This window comes from Mucilaginibacter limnophilus (genome assembly GCF_004005815.1).
Lineage (GTDB): Bacteria > Bacteroidota > Bacteroidia > Sphingobacteriales > Sphingobacteriaceae > Mucilaginibacter > Mucilaginibacter limnophilus.
The window spans coordinates 1-19538 of the sequence record NZ_SACK01000018.1 but is presented as its reverse complement, the minus strand read 5'-3'; the positions used below and the strand labels follow the sequence as shown (position 1 = coordinate 19538).

Sequence of the window (19538 nt, the reverse complement as noted above, 5' to 3'; positions counted from 1 at the left end):
TGAATGAGGATGGTGTATTCATATATTTCGAGATAGACAACAAAGGTCCGTAAAACAATAACTCAAAAGTTGAACAATTCGGTTATTGACTTGTAACTTTAGAGCATGCCTACTTTCAGACAGTTCGACCCATTAGTTGTGAATGAATATGTGACCGATACCTACCTGTTTGAGCCGCATAGGCACACTTACTTTGAAATCATATACATTGCACATGGAAAAGGCGTGCACTTGTTAAACAATAATTTTATTATTTACGAGGATGGCGACCTGTTCCTGATGTCACCGGATGACCAACATCATTTTGAAGTTGATGAGCCCACCAGATTTGTAGTGGTTAAGTTTACTGACGATTATTTCAATTTTTCAAACCCTTCGCCCAACGGGTTACCAATCATTCCGCAGGTGATCATGCAGGCACATGCCTTGAAAGAACAGAAGTTAGGGTTTGACATAAAAGCCGCGAAATCTTTAAAGACGGCTATGCAGGCTATTACTGATTATAAAGATTCGACTGACTTAAGTACTTCTGGGTTTGTGTATTTCCAGATATTATCCGTATTCGGGCTCATCCAACAGTCGCTGAGGATAATCAGTGGACTCCATGTTGCTTCCGGATTTGATAAGCACCAGTTGCTCAATTATATCCATCAAAATATTTACGATCCTCAAAAGTGTCGGATTGATGTTATAGCATCTTATTTCAATATTTCACCAACTTACTTTGGGGCATACTTCAAGCGTAATTTCGGGGTAAGTTATCGTACTTATTTTCACCAGTATCGCTGGAGCCTGATTGAAAAAAGGTTAAAAATCGGGAAATTGAATAACAAGCAGATAGCAGTAGAATTTGGTTTCAGTGATGAAAGCCATTTTTCGAACTACTGTCAGAAAATAAAGAAACAACGCGCTTTAGATCAATGATACTAATCTTAGAAATCGCAAGTAAGCAATATAAGTTTGTTACAATAATTGTTTCCAATGTTTAACAATTGTTTAACAAACTGATTTATTCCCAAGTTCGGAAATTGAAATTTTCAAGTTTTGTCAAATAAAAAACGGCGATTTTTGTGTCAAAATCGCCGTTTTTAGTGGAGTCAGAGGGATTCGAACCCTCGTCCAAACATGGTATAAGGTAAGCTTTCTACATGCCTAATTTATCACAGTCGACTAATCATTCGCGCCATCAACTTTTCCTCACTGCAGATCTACTACTTTATAAAAAAAATAATTATTGTTTTACAAATGTTTTACAAGAATTATAGAATGTATCGTAAGTTCTTGATTACTAAACATTTTTACTGCGCTAATTATTCGTACCGGAATCTGACATTCTATCCGTTGAACTACGGGAACAATGCGGCAAATATACTATTTAGCGCTAAATGATAAAACCGCCGCTCTTCACCGCCGCTAATGAAAAAGGGGCTTTTCGCCCCTTGGTTATGTTTGTATTTCCCCCCTCACCAACTGCTTCTCCACAAAATCCTGATAAGCTAACGATATACCTTCTTCCAACTCAATAGTGTGTTTCCAGCCCTGACTGTGGAGTTTGCTTACGTCCATTAGTTTCCGTGGGGTACCATCGGGTTTGGTGGTGTCAAATTTGATGATGCCTTCAAAGCCTACGGTTTTTTTAACCAGTTGGGCAAGGTCAGCGATTGATATGTCTTCGCCGGTGCCTATGTTTACCAAACCTTCTTCGTTGAAGTTTTGCATCAGGTAGTAGCAGGCGTCGGCCAAATCGTCTGCAAACAGAAACTCGCGTTTTGGCGAGCCGGTGCCCCATATTGTTACCGATGGTAAATCCTGCTCTTTTGCTTCGTGGAAGCGGCGGATTAATGCCGGCAGCACGTGCGAATTTTCAGGGTGGTAGTTATCGTTGTAACCGTACAGGTTAGTTGGCATTACCGATATGTAATTGCAGCCGTATTGCGCACGGTATGCGTCGCACATTTTAATACCTGCAATTTTTGCTATCGCGTAGGGTTCGTTGGTTATTTCCAGCGGACCGGTCAGCAGATAATCCTCTTTTAACGGCTGGGGAGCCAATTTTGGATAAATACAGCTTGATCCTAAAAACATCAGTTTTTTTACACCGTTGAGGTATGACTGGTGAATGATGTTATTTTGTATCTGCAAATTATCGTACAAAAACTCGGCACGGTAGGTATTGTTGGCTACAATACCGCCCACTTTGGCAGCTGCGAGGAAAACAATATCAGGCTTTTCTTCAGCAAAAAAAGCTGCTACCTGTTGCTGATCGCGCAGGTCAAGCTCATTTGAAGTACGGAATACAAAATTGCTGTATCCCTCTTTTTGCAGCTTGCGATGTATGGCCGAACCAACCATACCTCGGTGACCGGCAATGTATATTTTATCGTTTTTATCCATTGAAGATATTATTCGAACTGATTTTTGATCACGTAGCCAGAATCCCTTAAAAGTTTTTCTCTTTCAAACAGTTCAAGGTCGGCAGCAACCATCTCTTTAACTAAGCCTTGCAAATCGTATTTCGGTTTCCAGCCAAGTAAAGTTTGTGATTTTGTAGGATCACCTATTAACAGGTCAACTTCTGTAGGCCTGAAGTATTTAGGGTCAACAGCAACAACTTCTTTACCAACAGGTAACTGATAGTCAGGGTTGTCGCAGCTAACTACATAACCTTTCTCATCAGAACCTTCACCTTTAAATTCAATGATGATGCCGGTTTCTGCAAAAGCCATACGTACAAACTCGCGTACACGCGTAGTAACGCCTGTTGCAATTACAAAATCCTCTGGTTTTTCTTGCTGAAGAATCAGGTACATTGCCTCAACATAATCTTTGGCATGCCCCCAGTCGCGTTGTGCGTCAAGGTTACCCAGGTATAATTTATCTTGCAGACCCATAGCGATTTTTGCAGTACCGCGGGTGATTTTACGTGTTACGAAAGTTTCGCCACGCAGCGGGCTTTCATGGTTAAACAGGATACCGTTGCAAGCGAACATGCCATAAGCTTCGCGGTAGTTAACGGTGATCCAGTAAGCATACATTTTAGCTACAGCGTATGGTGAACGTGGGTAGAAAGGCGTGGTTTCGCTTTGCGGAACAGCCTGTACCAAACCGTAAAGCTCAGATGTTGATGCCTGGTATATTTTTGTTTTTTCAGTTAAACCTAAAATACGTATAGCTTCTAATATACGCAGAGTACCAATGCCATCGGCGTTGGCTGTGTATTCAGGTGTGTCAAAGCTTACTTTTACATGCGACATTGCACCCAGATTATAAATTTCATCAGGCTGAACCTGTTGTATAATGCGGATCAGATTAGTTGAATCGCTAAGGTCTCCATAATGTAAAACCAAATTTCTGTTAGCCTCATGAGGGTCCTGGTAAAGGTGGTCAATCCTGTCGGTATTAAATAACGAACTGCGGCGTTTTATGCCATGCACTTCGTAACCTTTGCTTAATAATAGTTCGGTAAGGTATGCACCATCCTGGCCGGTTATCCCTGTAATTAAAGCTTTTTTTCCCATGTGTTTTTGTATAAATATACGTCTGCCGGGTATATTTCCGGGTGATTGATTTATCTTTTAGTTGTGATTGTTTGTTTAAGTAAACTTAAATAATGCAAAATACTTTTACGGCATAAATATAAGAATTATAATTGAAATACCCATTATGCAATAAATTTTTCAATGAAATGGCCTTATAAATGCGATATTATTTGTTAAGTGCCGATTTGTTTTTTGTTAATAAATTGTTTTTTCAACTAAACGCTATACGATATCACTTGTTTAAGGGCACAAACTCTGTCATCACTGCTTCACGTATCAGAGCAGGAGATAACAATCCCTGCGACAAGATGAAATCATGAAACTTAATTGTACTGAATTTACTTCCTAAGGCTTTTTCGGTATCTTTCCGTAAGGCAATCATTTTAGTATATCCATAAAAGTAGCTATTGGCCTGTCCCGGCATACGGTTGGCGTATCGCTCCACTTCCTGCTGTGCCATGGCGCGCGATTGCACTACGTCATTAAGCAGCACATCCGTAGCTTGTTGTTGTGTGAGGGTGCCTGCCTGCAGTTCAGGGTCCAAAAAAGCGCGCGCGGCACGAAGCAGGCGGTAATCAAGCGATATTAGCTGGCCCTCAAGCGGCATGTATGGCCGAGTGATGTATTCGGCATACAAGCCCCAGCCTTCGGCGTTAACCGAATTAAAGGCATAAAGCGATCGCGCTTTTGATACGCCTTCCTCTACCATTTTATCAAACTGAAGTTCATGGCCGGGGCGTGCTTCGTGCGCGGTTAACGTCCATGATGCGGCCTCGAATGTAAAATCATCATACTTTAACGCTTCTTTTTCGCCTGGTGCAGGCGGCATGTTCATCGGCAACACAAATACACCACGCTGGCCTGTGTTATTCAAAAAAGGCGGTGGCATCATGTAAGGTGCAGGGCGCTGGGCGGTTTCGGCAGCAGTGGCCAGGCGGATAATTGCAGGTCGGGCAGGTAAGGTTACCAGTTGCTGTGTACGAATGATGTCTTCGATACCTTTAAGCGTGCGGGCATATAGCGGCATGATGCTGTCGCCATGTACCTGCGCTTTCTTTAATTCGCGTATCACATCACGGTAATCGGCCGATGGCAAGTTGCGTTGTTTGGCTATCTGCGCAGCAATCGGCTTCATTTCGTTTTGTATATCAATAAATGCCTGATGCGCCATTTTAGCTACCTCTGCAGGCGGTATATCGATTCCATAGCCTTCCAACTCGAGTGCATACTCTTCTGCCGGCAGGCGAAAATCTGTACGTGCTTTCGCAAGTACATTGTCGCGCGTCCAATTATCATAGTCAGTCAGTTGTTTCTTTAGCAGGTTGTATGGTTCTTCCCAGCCTTGCAGCTTGTATTTTTCGCATAATTCGGCGATGCCGTCAATCACACTTTGATTGCGGCTAAGCTCGGCTTCCATTTTCTGTTTGGATGGATATGTAACCCCGGGTTTAGCCATTTGCTGCTGAACGCGTTCCTTTAAAATGGCGGTAAGCGGACGGTAGCCTTTGTCAATGCCTGTATATTTTTTCAAACGGGTAATTACGGCACCGCGGCGCGACGAGTCGGTTTGCTCGTCAAGCAGTATCTCCAGCCCTTCATAAACCATAGTGGTTGCGTTATAAAAGGGTACTTTATGCTTTAACGAGTAATCCTGCTGACGAAAGCCCAGGTTAAGTTGTTTAATCAGAATGTTCAGGTCCTGTTGCACTGGTTTCAGCTTCTCGGCTTTCAGTGCGGCAGTGTATTGTTTCATCAACGCTTCTCTGTCTTTTCGTTCAGCTTGTTGATTGGCGAGAGTTGGTACGCCTATCAGCGAATCGTATTCGGCAAGGCCTTGCGACGAGCCGTATTCCGGAGAATATTTTTTATCCAGTTCGATAAGCATATCGGTGTACTTATCAGATATTTTAACCCAGTTATGGGCCGGAGCTTGCGCAAGTACCGCGAAAGGCGACAGGCAAAGCACCAGGGCCGCGGGCAGGAGTGAGGTGAGTTTCATATTGGGTGTGAAGTTAAGCAACAGCGGATAAGAAATTATAAAATTATTTGATACGCCGGGCGTAAAATAGTTACACTATAAATTAAACCATATAGCTGTAAATTTGTCTAAACAGTATCCATTAATCATCCGGGTTATGAAAAAGTTGCTTGTCGTTATTATTGCCATGTTTGCTGCTGTAAGTTCATTTGCGCAAACATTACCACCACTATACCGCTACGATCTTAAAACAGAGGAGGGCTGTGAAGAAGCCGACGCCATTGCCCTGCAGGTGGCCGACTACCTGTTTGAGACTCCTTTTATTACTGACGATGAGAACCGCTTGCGCGCCGCATCGTTCCTGAACCGCTGGATGGACGGCACGCCAACTTACACGTTTATGATTGACGAAGATGTGACCGCCAACTTTGACGGTGACCCTGAACTTACCGACATGTACATGGCCGCGCTTACCCGCTTTCAACTGCGTAACCCTGACGTTAAAGATGAAGCCAAGATTTCGGTAGAGGCCATGAAACAGGTTTTAAATTATGCTAATAAGGACGAGAATATAGTGCTGCTAACCAAACGTCTTGAGAAACTGATAGCAGCTAATCAGCAGGGCAGGCTAGAAAAGGTGTTGTAGCCGGTTGTCTGAATCACCGATTCGCTTTATATAAGGATTATACAGATTTCTTTACCTTTCTAAGGTTATCCCTAACTTATTTCAAGATTTACAATACAAGTTTACCTTGCACGTTAGATGCTGAACTTGTTTCAACATCTAACCTAATAATAATAATGTTTATAGAAAACCGCACAAAGGTGCCGCAGCAAACGTAGCCGGGTAGTTGGCCTGCGAGGAGGTATGTTTTGCTGAACAAATAAAAGAGTCGGGACAACCCCTTAATGTAAGCTTAGGGTAAGGAGGCAGCATTGTAATGCCGGATCGGTACAGGCAGTGCTATAGCAGTAATATTGGTCGGCAGTGCGCAGTCGCGAGGTTTCTTTTTGGTTACTTTTCCTTTTTCCGGCAAAAGAAAGAAGAACATCCACTAACGTTAAATACTGCACATCCCATTCCTAACAAGCGCCAAAAAAAAAATAATACTGCCAAAATCTTGACAGTGTTGAAAGGTGTTGATCCTGTTGACCGTTAACACATGCAACCCCACCAATCTCCAAACAAAAAAGCCACCCTCACAGGCAGCTTTTCTATCTTAATTTTTGAATCTTAACTCTTGATTCTAAAATCTAAACATTAAAGCGGAAATGCATTATATCACCATCTTCAACAACATAGGTTTTGCCCTCAACGCTTAATTTGCCGGCTTCTTTACAGGCGGCTTCCGAGCCATAATGCACAAAGTCTTTATATTTTATTACTTCAGCACGGATAAAACCTTTTTCAAAATCGGTGTGGATAACGCCTGCTGCCTGCGGCGCGGTAAAACCCTGGGTGATAGTCCACGCGCGAACTTCCTGCACACCAGCAGTGAAGTAAGTAGCCAGGTTGAGCAGCTTGTACGCCGCTTTTATCAATTTGTTAACGCCCGATTCGGTTAGCCCAAGGTCGTCCAGAAACATCTGGCGTTCTTCGTAGCTTTCCAACTCAGCGATCTCTGATTCTATTTTAGCTGATATGATCAGCACTTCGGCGTTCTCTTCTTTTGCCACCTCGCGCACACGCTCAACATAAGCGTTACCGGTGTTCACGTCATCTTCGCCAACATTACAAACATACATTACCGGTTTTACGGTAAGCAGCCATATATCGGCAATATATTCCTTGTCCTCTTCGGCAACAGGGGCAGTACGTGCCGATTTGCCTTCAAGCAGGTGGTTTTTGTAAACAGTTAATACTTCAAAAGCTTTTTTGGCTTCTTTATCGTTACCTACCTTTGCAGCCTTCTCTATCTTTTGAATCTTTTTCTCAATTGATTCAAGATCTTTCAACTGAAGTTCGGTATCAATAATCTCTTTATCGCGGATAGGGTCAACGCTGCCGTCAACATGTATTACGTTATCATTATCAAAGCAACGCAGTACGTGGATAATAGCGTTGGTAGCGCGGATGTTGGCAAGGAACTGGTTACCCAAACCTTCGCCTTTGCTGGCACCTTTAACCAGGCCAGCAATATCAACTATCTCGATAACGTTTGGCACCACATTTTTAGGGTTTACCAGTTCGGTAAGCTTGGTAAGCCGCTCGTCGGGCACGGTAATTACGCCAACGTTTGGCTCAATAGTACAAAACGGAAAGTTGGCGGCCTGCGCCTTAGCGTTTGATAAGCAATTAAAAAGAGTTGATTTACCCACATTTGGCAAACCCACTATACCACATTGTAAACCCATTTATTTTATGTTGATTATGTTGATTGGGTGAGTTGTTGATTAGGTTATAAGGATAGTTAAAAACACACCATTCACTTAATCAACACAATAAACCACTCAACCAATTTTCGCGCAAAGATAACATAAAAAAATTGGGGTATTTTGAAAAAATAAACGACTTTTGCCCCCGAAAATCGTTATAACTACAGTTAAATATGTAAACGCGGGGAGCCTATGGAAGAAATGGTTGAGCAGGTAGAAATGTTACTTGAGCAGGATGATAACACCGCCCTGCAGGAATACTTGAACAACCTGAATATATCAGATGTTGAAGCACTGATAGACGAATTTCCCGAACATGGTCCTAAGTTTATTGAGATACTGACACTTAACCGCGCAGTAAATGTTTTCAGGATACTTGATTTTCCAAAGCAGGAGCGTATTATCCGCAAAATATCAGGTGAGCGTGTTGCTGAACTGATAAAAGAACTTCCGCCCGACGACCGTACATCACTTTTTAGCGAACTGCATGGCGATGCGGTTGCCAAACTGATATTGCACCTTCCGCCTGCCGACCGTAAAGAGGCCATAAAACTACTGGGCTACGAAGAGGACAGTGTTGGCCGTTTGATGACGCCCGATTACATCGCCGTTAAAAAAGATTGGGATGTAGCGCGTGTTTTATCGCACATCCGCCGGTTTGGTAAAAACTCCGAAACTATTGACGTAATCTACGTGGTTGATAACAACCGTGTACTGCTTGATGATATCCGTATAAGGGAAATCCTCTTAGTAAAGCCTGAAACCAGCGTTAGCGAACTAATGGACGGACGGCTTATAGCCCTGCACGCTAATGATCCGCAGGAAGAAGCTATCAATACTTTCAGGATGAACAACCGGGTGGCGCTTCCAGTGATTGACGATGAAAATGTATTACTGGGCATTGTAACAGTTGACGATATTCTCTGGATAGCTAACGAAGAATATACCGAAGATATACAAAAGATTGGTGGTACCGAAGCACTTGACGAGCCATACCTTGACGTGCCGCTGTTCACACTGTTTAAAAAACGTGTTGGTTGGCTGGTGATATTATTTTTAGGTGAAATGCTTACGGCAAGCGCAATGGGATTTTTTGAAGACGCAATTCAAAAGGCGGTTGTACTGGCATTATTTATCCCGTTAATAATTTCCAGTGGCGGCAACAGCGGTTCGCAGGCATCAACCCTTATTATACAGGCTATGGCACTGGGTGAGGTTACCCTATCAGACTGGTGGCGCGTAATGCGCCGTGAACTATTGGCCGGACTAATGCTGGGTGTTACCCTCGGCATTATTGGTTTCCTGCGGATATACGTATGGACCTTGTTCTCTGACATTTATGGTACACATTGGGTGCTTGTAGGCTTAACGGTAGGGGTAACGCTTATTGGAGTGGTACTGTGGGGATCGCTTACAGGTTCAATGCTACCCATCCTGCTTAAAAAACTTGGCGCCGACCCGGCTACATCATCAGCGCCGTTTGTAGCTACTTTGGTTGACGTTACCGGCCTGGTTATTTATTTTTCAATAGCAGTAATATTGCTGAAGGGGATAATGCTGTAAAACAAAAAACCCTGCACAGGCAGGGTTTACATTTTAGTATAACGGGTTAGTTTTGTCGTATTAAAAAGAGAAATCGTCGTCGGCTTTTGCTATTTCAGAAGTTTCGCTGTATTCATAACGTTTTTCAACAACTTCCTGGTGAGATTTGATGTAATCAACGGTTTCTTTCAGGCCTTCAGCAAACTTTTCAAAGTCTTCTTTATATAAGAAAATTTTATGTTTGATGAAAACACCATCTTCAAGGCGTTTTTTGCTTTCGGTTATGGTAATGTAATAGTCGTTTGACCGGGTAGCTTTAACATCAAAAAAATACGTTCTTTTCCCTGCTCTTACCTTCTTTGAATGAACCTCTTCTCGCTCTCTGTTTTCAAAATCTCCCATGTTAAAAATCGTTGTGTTTTAGTTTTGACTGGCATAAATATAAATAAATTTTCAATCTGCAACTATTTTAGTAATAATTATATCAAATTATTTAAACAATTATAATACAGATTTGTATAGGCAGGTTAGTTATACGCTTTCCTCTTCAAGTAGTTGCTTTTCATAAAGCGCAAGGTAGGCCCCCTGAAGTTCCATTAAGGTATCATGGTTGCCTTGCTCAACAATTCGTCCTTCGTCAAGCACAATTATTTTATCTGCGTTTTTAATGGTTGATATACGGTGCGAAATGATGACGCTTGTTTTGCCGTTCATCACCCGGCCAAGGTTTTGCAATATTTCTTCTTCAGTGCGGGTATCAACTGCCGACAGGCAATCGTCAAACACCAGCACCTGCGGATGTTTCATAATGGCCCTTGCGATAGAAACCCGCTGCTTTTGCCCGCCCGACAGGGTAATGCCCCGCTCTCCGATCAATGTTTGAAAGCCATTTTCTAGCTCAACAATATTGTTGTATACAGCGGCATCCTTAGCCGCCTGTTCAACTTCAGGCATGTTCAGGATATCGGTACTGAAAGCAATGTTGTTGGCAATGGTGTCTGAAAACAGGAAAACTTCCTGAGGTACAAAACCCGTTTGTGAGCGGTAATTATTCAGGTCGATTTGTTGTATGGGTATGCCGTCAATTAGCACCTGCCCGCCGGTAGTGTCATACATGCGCATCAGCAGATTGGCTATGGTTGATTTACCTGATCCGGTACGGCCGATAATCGCGAGCATTTGCCCGGGCTCTACATTAAAAGAAACATCGTTAAGCGCTTGTATCCCGGTTTCAGGGTATGTAAACGAAACGTTTTTGAACTCAATACGTCCGTCAATTGTTTTCTTGATGCCGTTAACCGATATTATTTCAGGCTGCTCGTGCAGAAACTCATTTATGCGCTTTTGCGATGCCGCCGCACGTTGTGTAAGCGAAGTTACCCACCCTAAAGCCATCACCGGAAACATTAGTTGGCTCAGGTACACAATAAACTCGGCAATGTTACCCGGGCTGATGTTACCGCGCATCACCTCTGTTCCGCCAACATATAGCACTATAACTACGCTTAAGCCTGCCAGTAGTAATATTATAGGATAGAAAAGGGCCTGCACCTTAGCCAGTCCCATTGAGTGGGTCTTGTAGTCCTCGCTTTCGGCAGCAAAATTTTTGCGGATATACGCCTCGCGAACGTATGATTTTACTACTCGTATACCTGAAAATGTTTCCTGCACAAAGCCCGAAAGCGATGATAGCCTTTGCTGTATCTTTTCGCTGCGGCTTTCTATCTGATTGTTTACATAGTAAATAACTGCGGCCAGTATCGGCATAGGTAATATTGAATACACGGCCAGCCTTACATTAACGGTTAGCATAGCGTAAACAATCAGCACAAACATTACTACAGTATTCAGCGAATACATAATGCCGGGGCCAAGGTACATACGCACGCGGCTAACGTCTTCAGTAACACGGTTCATCAGGTCGCCGGTGTTGTGACGGCGGTAAAACGCCATTGAAAGTGCCTGATAATGGGTATAGATCTCGTTTTTTAGATCGTACTCAATATGCCGCGACATCAGGATAATTGTTTGCCGCATAAAGAACAAAAACAATCCTCTGATAAGCGCCAGCACCAACACCATTGCACCAAACAGTAGCAAACCAGCGCCAAAAACATCATATATAACATGCTGTTCGCTAAAGCCTGCATACAAGCGATACATATCAATATTTTCACTTACCAGATCGAATGCCACACGGATTACCTGCGCAGGCAGCACACCAAAAATGTTAGATGCTACAACAAATAATACACCCGGTATTAACCGCCAGCGGTATTTATAAAAGAACTTATTAAGGTATGCCAGGTGTTTCATAGAAGTTTCAAAAGTAGTCATTAGTCATTAGTCAATAGTCATTGGTGTATATTTTTTACACATCAGTCATTGGTTAACCAATGATCAATGACTAATGACCAATGAGATAAATATGCATAAATACTCAATGGCTAAAATGAACTTGATTAGTATGAAAAAAACAGCTACTTTTGCCGCAAGCACATTTACTAAAGGAAACTCAACCACATTCGTTCTTACACAATGTTAAACAGAAGACATTTAAGAGTTAAAGTACTCCAGTCGCTATATGCGTACCATCAGTCGAGCAACCGCGACATCAAAACACATCAAAAAAATTTAATAAAAAGCGTTGATTCAGTATTCGAAATGTATATCTGGATGCTTTCGCTCATTAACGAAGTGGTAAGTTTTGCCGCTAACGATGCTGAAGAACGCGCCAATAAGCATTTGCCTACAGCTGAAGATTTAAAACCCAACCTGAAAATATTAAACAACCGCTTTATACAGTCGTTAAACGAGAATAAGGAATATATTACTGCTGTAAAAAAATACAAAATCAGCTGGGATTTTGAACCTGAGTTATCAAAAACGCTGTTTAATGTATTGAAAGCGTCTCAGGAGTACAAAGACTATCTTGCTAAAACTGACGATACGTTGCATACCGATAAGGATATCATTAAATTCATCTTTAAAAAAGTAATCTTGAAATCGTCATTAGCCGAGCAGGTTTTTGAAGATAAATTTATTGTTTGGCCGGTTGATAAAGATGTTTTGCAGGCGCTGATAGCTAAGACATTCAAAAATTTTTCGAGCGATAATTACAAGGAAAACAAGCTCGCTGAAGTTACAGGTAACTGGGATGAAGACAGCGAGTTTATAACCAAGTTGTTTGACGAGTGCATAAGGCATGAAGATGAGCACCAGCAACTGATAGCCGCCAAAACGCAAAACTGGGAGCCCGAGCGTATTGCCATGATGGATACCCTGTTAATGAAAATGGCACTTACCGAGTTTCTGTATTTTCCGTCGGTACCGGTAAAAGTTACCATAAACGAGTACCTGGAAATATCAAAAGAATTCAGCACGCCTAAAAGTAATTCGTTTATCAACGGGATACTTGATAAAATATTAAATGAGCTTAAAGCGGCCAACAAAATCAAAAAAACCGGCCGTGGTTTGATAGAGTAAAGTTTAAGTATAACTTAGCACACTTAAACCATTTATTAAACGTATAAATTGAAAATGAAAAAGGTATTTTTAAGTTTAATAGCTACCGCGACGATATTGGCAGCATGTAATCAAAATAAAACTACTACTGCTTCAGGCGACACAAACGACAGTACCGCGGTAGCGGCTGTTGATTCGGCAAATGCGCCGGTTATACAGTTTGCCGTACAAACGTATGATTTTGGTAAGGTGAAGGAAGGCGAAAAAGTAAACTTTGATTACGAGTTTACCAACACAGGTAAGTCGCCGTTAGTGATATCAGCCGCGCACGCAAGCTGCGGTTGTACAGTACCCGAGTGGCCTAAAACACCTGTAAAGCCGGGTGATAAAGGCAAAATAAAAGTTACCTTTGATAGCTCACATAAACAAGGCATTCAGGATAAAGCAATTACAGTTACAGCCAACACAATACCTGCCGAAACACAGGTACACCTTACCGGCGAAGTGGTTGTAAAAGACGCAAATTCAAAATAATAACAAAATAAATATAGCTATGGGCGGTTCGCAAACGCAGTCTTTAATTATGATGGGCCTCATCATATTGGTGTTTTATTTTTTCATGATAAGGCCACAAATAAAAAAGCAGAAAGATCAAAAGAAATACGTTGAAGAGTTAAAAAAAGGTGATAAAGTAGTGACCACAGCCGGCCTGCATGGCAGGATAGTTGAAGTTGCTGATACTACCATTGTAATTGAGGTAGAAAGTGGTGTGAAAATGAGGTTTGATAAAACAGCTATTTCGCTTGATGCTTCAAAAGCGTTAAACACGCCTGCAAAATCTTAACAAAAAACTTACTAAATTTATAGTGCCGTTCAGTTAATAATAATTGAACGGCATTTTAATTTAAAGCACATGCCACTTATAAAATTATCACCGGCAGAAAGGCGCAGGGTATCGGCATTTATAAGCTGCCTGGTACTGGCTATGGTGGCATGGGTGTTTGCAGTACTTTCCAATCCGCATAATTTTACTATTTCCAAAGTTATCGTTTATAAAAACGCACCTCAAAAGCGAGCCTTTCATTCATTACAGAATGATACTGTAAAGGCCACCATACAGGGCAATGGCTGGCAAATGCTTTTTTCGCGTTTTAATAATCATGATAATACTGTCAGTGTCGATCTGCGTGCGCTTGAAAAGCGCAATTATGTGGTATTGAGCACTCAGCTTCGCCAAATCAATTTAAAGCAGCCCCCCAATCGTCAAATTGTTACTTTTGATCCGGACACACTTTATTTCGACTTTTCTACACGTACGGTGAAAAAAGTGCCTGTACGTTTGGTTAAGGCTGTTAAGTACGAGCAGCAGTATGCGCAATCAGGAGATATTGCCATTAAACCTGATTACGTAACCATTAGCGGCCCGGCAGAGGCCATAAGCAAGATTACTTCATGGCAAACTGATACACTAAAGGTAGATAGGCTTAAAGAAACAGCTGTTACCCAATTGCCATTGCAAAACGTAAAAGAAGTAAACATGAGCGTTTACCCTAAAAGTGTGCAGATAACTTTGCCGGTTGATGAATTTACCGAAAAAGTGGTGCAGGTACCTGTTAAGGTGATCAACAACAAAAATTACCATAACGTAAAGCTGCTTCCACAGAAAGTGAAGGTAACATTTGTAACATCGCTTAGCAATTATCCTGTAATTGACGAGGGGTTTTTTGAAGCTACTGCCGATCTTAGCTTATGGGAGAAGGGTTACAGCGTATTGCCCGTAAAACTTCGCCGCCTGCCGCCGTATTGCCGCATAGTAAAGATTGAACCCTCGACAGTGGATTTTATCATAAAAAAATAATGCTTAAAATAGGACTTACAGGCAATATTGGTAGTGGTAAAACCACAGTAGCAAAGGTTTTTGAAGTGCTTAGCGTACCTGTTTTTTATGCCGATGAAGCTGCACGTACAGTGATGCTGAACGATGAGGAGCTGATAGCAGGGGTAACACAGGAGTTTGGCACTGAAGCTTATTTCGACGACGGTAGCCTTAACCGGAAACATATTGCGGGTATCGTTTTTAATGATGCCGAAAGACTGCAAAAGCTGAACGCGTTGGTGCATCCGGCAACATTCAGGGCGTTTGACAGATGGGTGGAGCAGTTTGATAACGATGTGCCTTATGTGATAAAAGAAGCGGCGATATTGTTTGAAAGCGGCTCGTACAAGCTTTGTGATAAGTCGATAATTGTAACGGCTCCGCTTGAAACACGCCTTCAGCGTGTAATGCAGCGGGATAACATCAGTCATGAAGAAGCCGCTAACCGAAATGCCCGACAGATGCCCGAAGAAGAAAAAATTAAACTGGCCGACTATACTATAAATAACGATGGCACCCAACTGGTTATTCCGCAGGTGCTGGCACTTCACCAAACCATTTTATCACTGGTAAAAGGCTGATGATTTTACAGGATTTTTTGTGCTTTGATGATAAGGGCCTTTGTTGCCGTTATGGCGATTTTTATCTTGATCCGCTACAGCCGGTAAAAACGGCGGTTATCTCTCATGCCCACGCCGACCACGCCATAGCCGGGAATAACGAAGTGTATTGTACCGAACCAACGGCAGCCTTTATGCAGCTTCGGTATGCTAAAATGGCCGCTAAAGTGTTCAACATGGTGCCGTACAGGCAGTCGTTCAGTATAAAAGGGGTTAGCATAACTTTTATCTCTGCCGGACATATGCTGGGATCAGCACAGGTTTTGATGGAATACCGGGGAGTAAAATATTTGTACACCGGTGATTACAAGCTTCAGTCTGACGCTACCTGTGAACCGCTTGAATGGGTTACCGCCGATGTGCTGATCACCGAAAGTACTTTTGCCAATCCGGACATTCTGCATCCCAATCCTGTAGAGGAAATAAAAAAACTTGCCGACGTTAAGCTGAATATTATGCTGGGCGCGTATGGGATGGGCAAAAGTCAGCGGCTGATTCGTTTGATAACTGACCATCTCCCGCAGAAAACCATTTTGATACATCATCGCATAATGCCGCTGAATGGTGTTTACGAAAGATTTGGTTATAGTCCGGGTAAATACCAGTTGTATGGCCGCAAGCTGATGAAAGAGCAAAAGGAATACGTGTACATTGTACCACCTTTTACCTTTGACAGTTACAGCCGTGCTACAGGTGTGAAGCGTTTTTTTGCTTCTGGATGGAAAAACCTGCAGGTGAATAACCAGGATACACTATTTATATCAGACCATGCCGACTGGAACGATATCCTGGAAACCATAAAACAGGTTAAACCGTGTGAAGTATGGACACTGCACGGCGACGGAAGCCGGCTAAAAAACTATTTTAACAATACTATTGTTGTAAAATTGCTTGGCTGATGCTGCGCGAGAATATCGATTATTATTTTAATGCCGATGGCCTGATGGTATTTACAAAAGAATATCACCTGAAAAGAGGCTATTGCTGTAAAAATAAATGCCTGCATTGCCCATGGAATTATACAGGTGAAAAAGAAATTAAACAAATAAAAAAATAATAAACATATTTGCAGTTCAGCACTTTATATAAACTATGCGGATAGAAGACGAAATACAAAGCACTAATTTTGAGGATAATTACCACAAAGCGGTGATCAATATTTCCTATACCTATGGTTGGATAAACAACTTTCTGCGCTGCCATTTCGAGAAAAATAACCTTACATCGCAGCAGTTCAATATCCTGCGTATATTACGCGGGCAGCACCCAAAACCCGCCACCATCAACCTGTTGAAGGAGCGTATGATAGATAAAATGTCCGACGCGTCACGCATTGTCGACCGGCTGGTACAAAAAGGCCTTGTTACGCGCTGCACCAACAGCCGCGACCGCCGCGCTGTCGACATCGTAATAAGCGACGAGGGCCTGAAAATCTTATCTAAAATGGATGAGGAATTCAAAACCAAAGAATTCCTGAGAGAACACCTCACCGAACAAGAAGCCGGCCAACTGAGCGATTTGCTGGATAAGTTGAGAGGATAGTTTTATTTCGATTCCGGAAGTTCAATTTCCAAATTTAATAACTCATAAGCATGTTGTTTAAGGCGTTAACGATCAAATTGTTGAACTAAAGATTGTTAATTATAAGTTTCCGTATATTACAACACCCGATGATTGGGATTCGGATTGGCTTAATATTTACTTAAATGTTAAGTCTGATTGCGGGCATTGGAAACTGTAGATCCTTCTTTATTAACCTCTGAAGTTGTAACCATAATCAAATGGCTAACTGATCGTACTAATAATAAAGAGGTTGCCTCTTCTTTGATATTAATCGAACCAAATATATCATTCCATTTATTAGATATTAAAAGAATCTTCAGACCTTAGAAAGAACGAAAGGATATAATATCACGTCGTATGGCTTATGAGAAGGAGTCGGAGTGAACGCAGGTGTAAGTAAAAATTATTTGGATGAGTGACATAGCACACTATGTATTTCATTGATTTTTAAAACCTAAAATATCAATTAAAGATGGATAAACAACAACGCTTTATAATAGCTGCCCGGGTCATCGGGGTAGCAGGTTTTATAGTTATATTATATTTTTTTTCCCCATTTAGACCGTTTAAGTGTAAAACATACGCAGAAAATTTCCGCGATAACTACGCCTGTAATATTGTTTTGCTGAAGAAAAGTAAAGGGGGGCGTAGCATTGAATTTAAAGGTTATGATCCTATTACAAAAGAAAACATAAAATTTATTGATGCTAGCGCATGGTTATTGGAGAAGTATGATTTATTCATAGAAGGTGATACAGTAGTAAAAATTAAAGGGCAATACACTACAACGATTTATCGTCATAATCAAACTATACCAATTTACTTTGAATGCGGTGGAGATATATTTTACGACAATGATTAATCAAGTAAATGATTGTTACACAGGGTAAGTAATGACAATAATAATATTTGACTTGCAAAAATCTCTTTTGCCTCAATCAGCAAGAAAGATGTGCTATATTATGTTGAAGGCGCATTTACAGATGAAAAACTGCGGCTTATGTCTGATCAGTTAGCAACAGAACTTCTTAAATTTCCGCCCCCGGATAGCCTGCCTACAACAAAAATCCCGCCAACGCTATCCCAATTCCAACTAATACCGCTATCATTTTACGCAAATTAAACTTATGATCGGCGCTTGATTCAAATAGTATAGTAGTCGAAATATGCAGGAAAATACCAATTACTACACCCATTATGCGGTTAAAGTATTGCTGCAGGTTGCCGATATCGCCATTGCTTAATCCCATGCTTACATAATACCCTGCAGGCGCCATTATGGCGAATAGCGAGATGAAGAACACAACACGCGCTTTGCTTTGATGATGCGCCACCAAAACGCTGCCGAGCGCGAATGCGGCAGGTATATGGTGCAGCGCTATGCCGAATACCAGTTCGTGCTGATGGCCTTCGGCAATGGGCATGCCTTCTAAAAAAGCGTGCAGGCACAGGCTTATCATAATGCCTACCGGGAAAGCCACATGGCTATGGTTGTGTTTGTGAATATGCCCGTGCTCAATACCGTCGCTGAACTGTTCCAATACAATTTGAAAGATAAATCCTATCAGGATGAAAACACCAACAAGATTATCATGACCGTGGTAAGCGTCGGGTATAAGGTGCAGTACGGTTATGCCGAATAAGTATGCACCGCTGAACGACAGCACCAGCTTAAGCATTTTATGGTTTGTACCTTTGAACAGGAAAACCGCTGTGCCGCCAAAAAACGCGCACGAAAAAAGAAGTATGCTTTGCCAGATGCTCATTGATAAAAGATGGGTTGTAATTTTTTAAATAAAAGAGCCATCGCGAAGCCGACAATCATGCCGTACAACGCGCCACCCATAACGTCGATAGGGAAGTGTACGCTTACGTACACCTGTGCGAAACTGATCAAACCGGCCCACAGCATGCTTGTTAGCCATATCCAGCGCCAGCGGCGTGCAAAAACCAGACTTAAAAAAGCGGCCATTGCAAAATGGTCGGTAGCATGGGTGGATGGGAAGCTGTAGCCGGTTCCGCAGCCTATGCGTGGAATATCATTTTGCGCCGTTATCGGGTCGCGGCAGGGGCGTACACGTTTAATTGCAGGCTTGATGATGCTTGCGCTGGTAAAGTCGGCAATACCGGCGGTAAGCGCCAGCATTATGATAATTATCGCTCCGGTTTTCTTGAATTTCCAGATACAAAACACCACGATAAACACATATAGCGGTATCCAGAACCGGGCATTACGCAGCCATGGCATCACAAAATCGAAAAATGCGTTTGCCATGTCATGGTTAATGAAATGGAACAAGTGCCGGTCGAATTGTAAAAGTTGTTCAGGCATGCTGATGCTTTGCTGCTGCGATTTATGCGGACGCAAATATAGCCATTAAATTGTGGCGTAAAACAACACTAATTTTACAGAGCAAAGTTTAAATATCTTTACTTTTACGCCCACAAAATAAAACATGTCACTAATAAAATCGATCTCGGGCATCCGGGGTACCATAGGGGGCGAGGCAGGTGAGGGCCTAACGCCGATAGATATTGTAAAGTTCACATCGGCTTATGGCAGCTGGGCGGTGAAGAAA

21 protein-coding genes are annotated in these 19538 nt (G+C 42.1%); 13 read left to right on the top strand and 8 right to left on the bottom strand.

The features are described from left to right. Positions 1 to 105 precede the first annotated feature (105 nt). Positions 106 to 924, top strand: coding sequence for a helix-turn-helix domain-containing protein (locus EOD41_RS20440; protein WP_127708685.1), 819 nt, complete (start codon positions 106 to 108; stop codon positions 922 to 924). Between the two features lie 519 nt (positions 925 to 1443). On the opposite strand, the gene fcl is transcribed toward EOD41_RS20440, so the two are convergent. The 3 genes from fcl to EOD41_RS20425 all read right to left on the bottom strand — a co-directional run bounded on the left by fcl (position 1444) and on the right by EOD41_RS20425 (position 5538). Next, the gene (gene fcl / locus EOD41_RS20435) at positions 1444 to 2394 is read right to left on the bottom strand and encodes a GDP-L-fucose synthase (protein ID WP_127708683.1); all 951 of its coding nucleotides are present in this window, start codon (positions 2392 to 2394) and stop codon (positions 1444 to 1446) included. 8 nt (positions 2395 to 2402) lie between these two features. Next, positions 2403 to 3518, bottom strand: a complete 1116-nt coding sequence (gene gmd, locus EOD41_RS20430; protein WP_127708680.1) for a GDP-mannose 4,6-dehydratase — start codon at positions 3516 to 3518, stop codon at positions 2403 to 2405. A 253-nt stretch (positions 3519 to 3771) separates the two neighbouring features. Continuing rightward, the gene (locus EOD41_RS20425) at positions 3772 to 5538 is read right to left on the bottom strand and encodes a DUF885 domain-containing protein (protein ID WP_127708677.1); all 1767 of its coding nucleotides are present in this window, start codon (positions 5536 to 5538) and stop codon (positions 3772 to 3774) included. A gap of 136 nt (positions 5539 to 5674) precedes the next feature. Here EOD41_RS20425 and EOD41_RS20420 point away from each other — a divergent pair, with 136 nt between their 5' ends. Further along, positions 5675 to 6163: a hypothetical protein gene (locus EOD41_RS20420; protein WP_127708674.1), complete on the top strand. Its 489-nt coding sequence runs from the start codon at positions 5675 to 5677 to the stop codon at positions 6161 to 6163. Between the two features lie 608 nt (positions 6164 to 6771). Here EOD41_RS20420 and ychF read toward each other — a convergent pair. After that, complete coding sequence (gene ychF / locus EOD41_RS20415; protein ID WP_127708671.1) at positions 6772 to 7872, bottom strand: redox-regulated ATPase YchF; 1101 nt, start codon at positions 7870 to 7872, stop codon at positions 6772 to 6774. Positions 7873 to 8085: 213 nt separating this feature from the next. On the opposite strand from ychF, the gene mgtE reads away from it, so the two are divergent. Next, positions 8086 to 9456, top strand: coding sequence for a magnesium transporter (mgtE, locus tag EOD41_RS20410; protein WP_127708668.1), 1371 nt, complete (start codon positions 8086 to 8088; stop codon positions 9454 to 9456). Between the two features lie 60 nt (positions 9457 to 9516). Here mgtE and EOD41_RS20405 read toward each other — a convergent pair whose 3' ends face one another. Both EOD41_RS20405 and EOD41_RS20400 read right to left on the bottom strand, forming a co-directional pair. Continuing rightward, complete coding sequence (locus EOD41_RS20405) at positions 9517 to 9837, bottom strand: DUF3276 family protein (RefSeq protein ID WP_127708665.1); 321 nt, start codon at positions 9835 to 9837, stop codon at positions 9517 to 9519. A gap of 129 nt (positions 9838 to 9966) precedes the next feature. Further along, the gene (locus EOD41_RS20400) at positions 9967 to 11751 is read right to left on the bottom strand and encodes an ABC transporter ATP-binding protein (RefSeq protein WP_127708662.1); all 1785 of its coding nucleotides are present in this window, start codon (positions 11749 to 11751) and stop codon (positions 9967 to 9969) included. Positions 11752 to 11973: 222 nt separating this feature from the next. Here EOD41_RS20400 and nusB point away from each other — a divergent pair, with 222 nt between their 5' ends. The 10 genes from nusB to EOD41_RS20360 all read left to right on the top strand — a co-directional run bounded on the left by nusB (position 11974) and on the right by EOD41_RS20360 (position 17821). Then, on the top strand, positions 11974 to 12921 hold the full coding sequence (gene nusB, locus EOD41_RS20395) for a transcription antitermination factor NusB (RefSeq protein WP_127708659.1): 948 nt from the start codon (positions 11974 to 11976) through the stop codon (positions 12919 to 12921). A 54-nt stretch (positions 12922 to 12975) separates the two neighbouring features. After that, positions 12976 to 13434 (top strand): DUF1573 domain-containing protein, encoded by a 459-nt coding sequence (locus tag EOD41_RS20390; protein ID WP_127708656.1) that lies wholly within the window; start codon positions 12976 to 12978, stop codon positions 13432 to 13434. Positions 13435 to 13453: 19 nt separating this feature from the next. Beyond that, the gene (gene yajC / locus EOD41_RS20385; protein ID WP_127708654.1) at positions 13454 to 13744 is read left to right on the top strand and encodes a preprotein translocase subunit YajC; all 291 of its coding nucleotides are present in this window, start codon (positions 13454 to 13456) and stop codon (positions 13742 to 13744) included. Between the two features lie 69 nt (positions 13745 to 13813). Beyond that, positions 13814 to 14758, top strand: a complete 945-nt coding sequence (locus tag EOD41_RS20380) for a YbbR-like domain-containing protein (protein ID WP_127708651.1) — start codon at positions 13814 to 13816, stop codon at positions 14756 to 14758. After that, positions 14758 to 15357 carry a dephospho-CoA kinase gene (gene coaE, locus EOD41_RS20375; RefSeq protein ID WP_127708648.1) on the top strand — a complete coding sequence of 200 codons (600 nt, stop codon included), beginning with the start codon at positions 14758 to 14760 and terminating at the stop codon, positions 15355 to 15357. Before EOD41_RS20380 ends, coaE begins: the two co-directional genes overlap by 1 nt. Beyond that, complete coding sequence (locus EOD41_RS20370; protein WP_127708645.1) at positions 15357 to 16295, top strand: MBL fold metallo-hydrolase; 939 nt, start codon at positions 15357 to 15359, stop codon at positions 16293 to 16295. The genes coaE and EOD41_RS20370 overlap by 1 nt, the downstream gene beginning before the upstream one ends. Further along, complete coding sequence (locus tag EOD41_RS20865; protein ID WP_164850014.1) at positions 16295 to 16453, top strand: DUF5522 domain-containing protein; 159 nt, start codon at positions 16295 to 16297, stop codon at positions 16451 to 16453. Before EOD41_RS20370 ends, EOD41_RS20865 begins: the two co-directional genes overlap by 1 nt. A gap of 35 nt (positions 16454 to 16488) precedes the next feature. Next, positions 16489 to 16938: a MarR family winged helix-turn-helix transcriptional regulator gene (locus tag EOD41_RS20365; protein ID WP_127708643.1), complete on the top strand. Its 450-nt coding sequence runs from the start codon at positions 16489 to 16491 to the stop codon at positions 16936 to 16938. A gap of 76 nt (positions 16939 to 17014) precedes the next feature. Continuing rightward, on the top strand, positions 17015 to 17137 hold the full coding sequence (locus EOD41_RS21325) for a WapI family immunity protein (RefSeq protein ID WP_449406677.1): 123 nt from the start codon (positions 17015 to 17017) through the stop codon (positions 17135 to 17137). 294 nt (positions 17138 to 17431) lie between these two features. Further along, complete coding sequence (locus tag EOD41_RS20360) at positions 17432 to 17821, top strand: hypothetical protein (protein ID WP_127708640.1); 390 nt, start codon at positions 17432 to 17434, stop codon at positions 17819 to 17821. A 193-nt stretch (positions 17822 to 18014) separates the two neighbouring features. Here EOD41_RS20360 and EOD41_RS20355 read toward each other — a convergent pair whose 3' ends face one another. Next, complete coding sequence (locus EOD41_RS20355; protein ID WP_127708637.1) at positions 18015 to 18725, bottom strand: ZIP family metal transporter; 711 nt, start codon at positions 18723 to 18725, stop codon at positions 18015 to 18017. After that, positions 18722 to 19291: a phosphatase PAP2 family protein gene (locus EOD41_RS20350; protein ID WP_127708688.1), complete on the bottom strand. Its 570-nt coding sequence runs from the start codon at positions 19289 to 19291 to the stop codon at positions 18722 to 18724. The genes EOD41_RS20355 and EOD41_RS20350 overlap by 4 nt, the downstream gene beginning before the upstream one ends. Positions 19292 to 19538 lie beyond the last annotated feature (247 nt).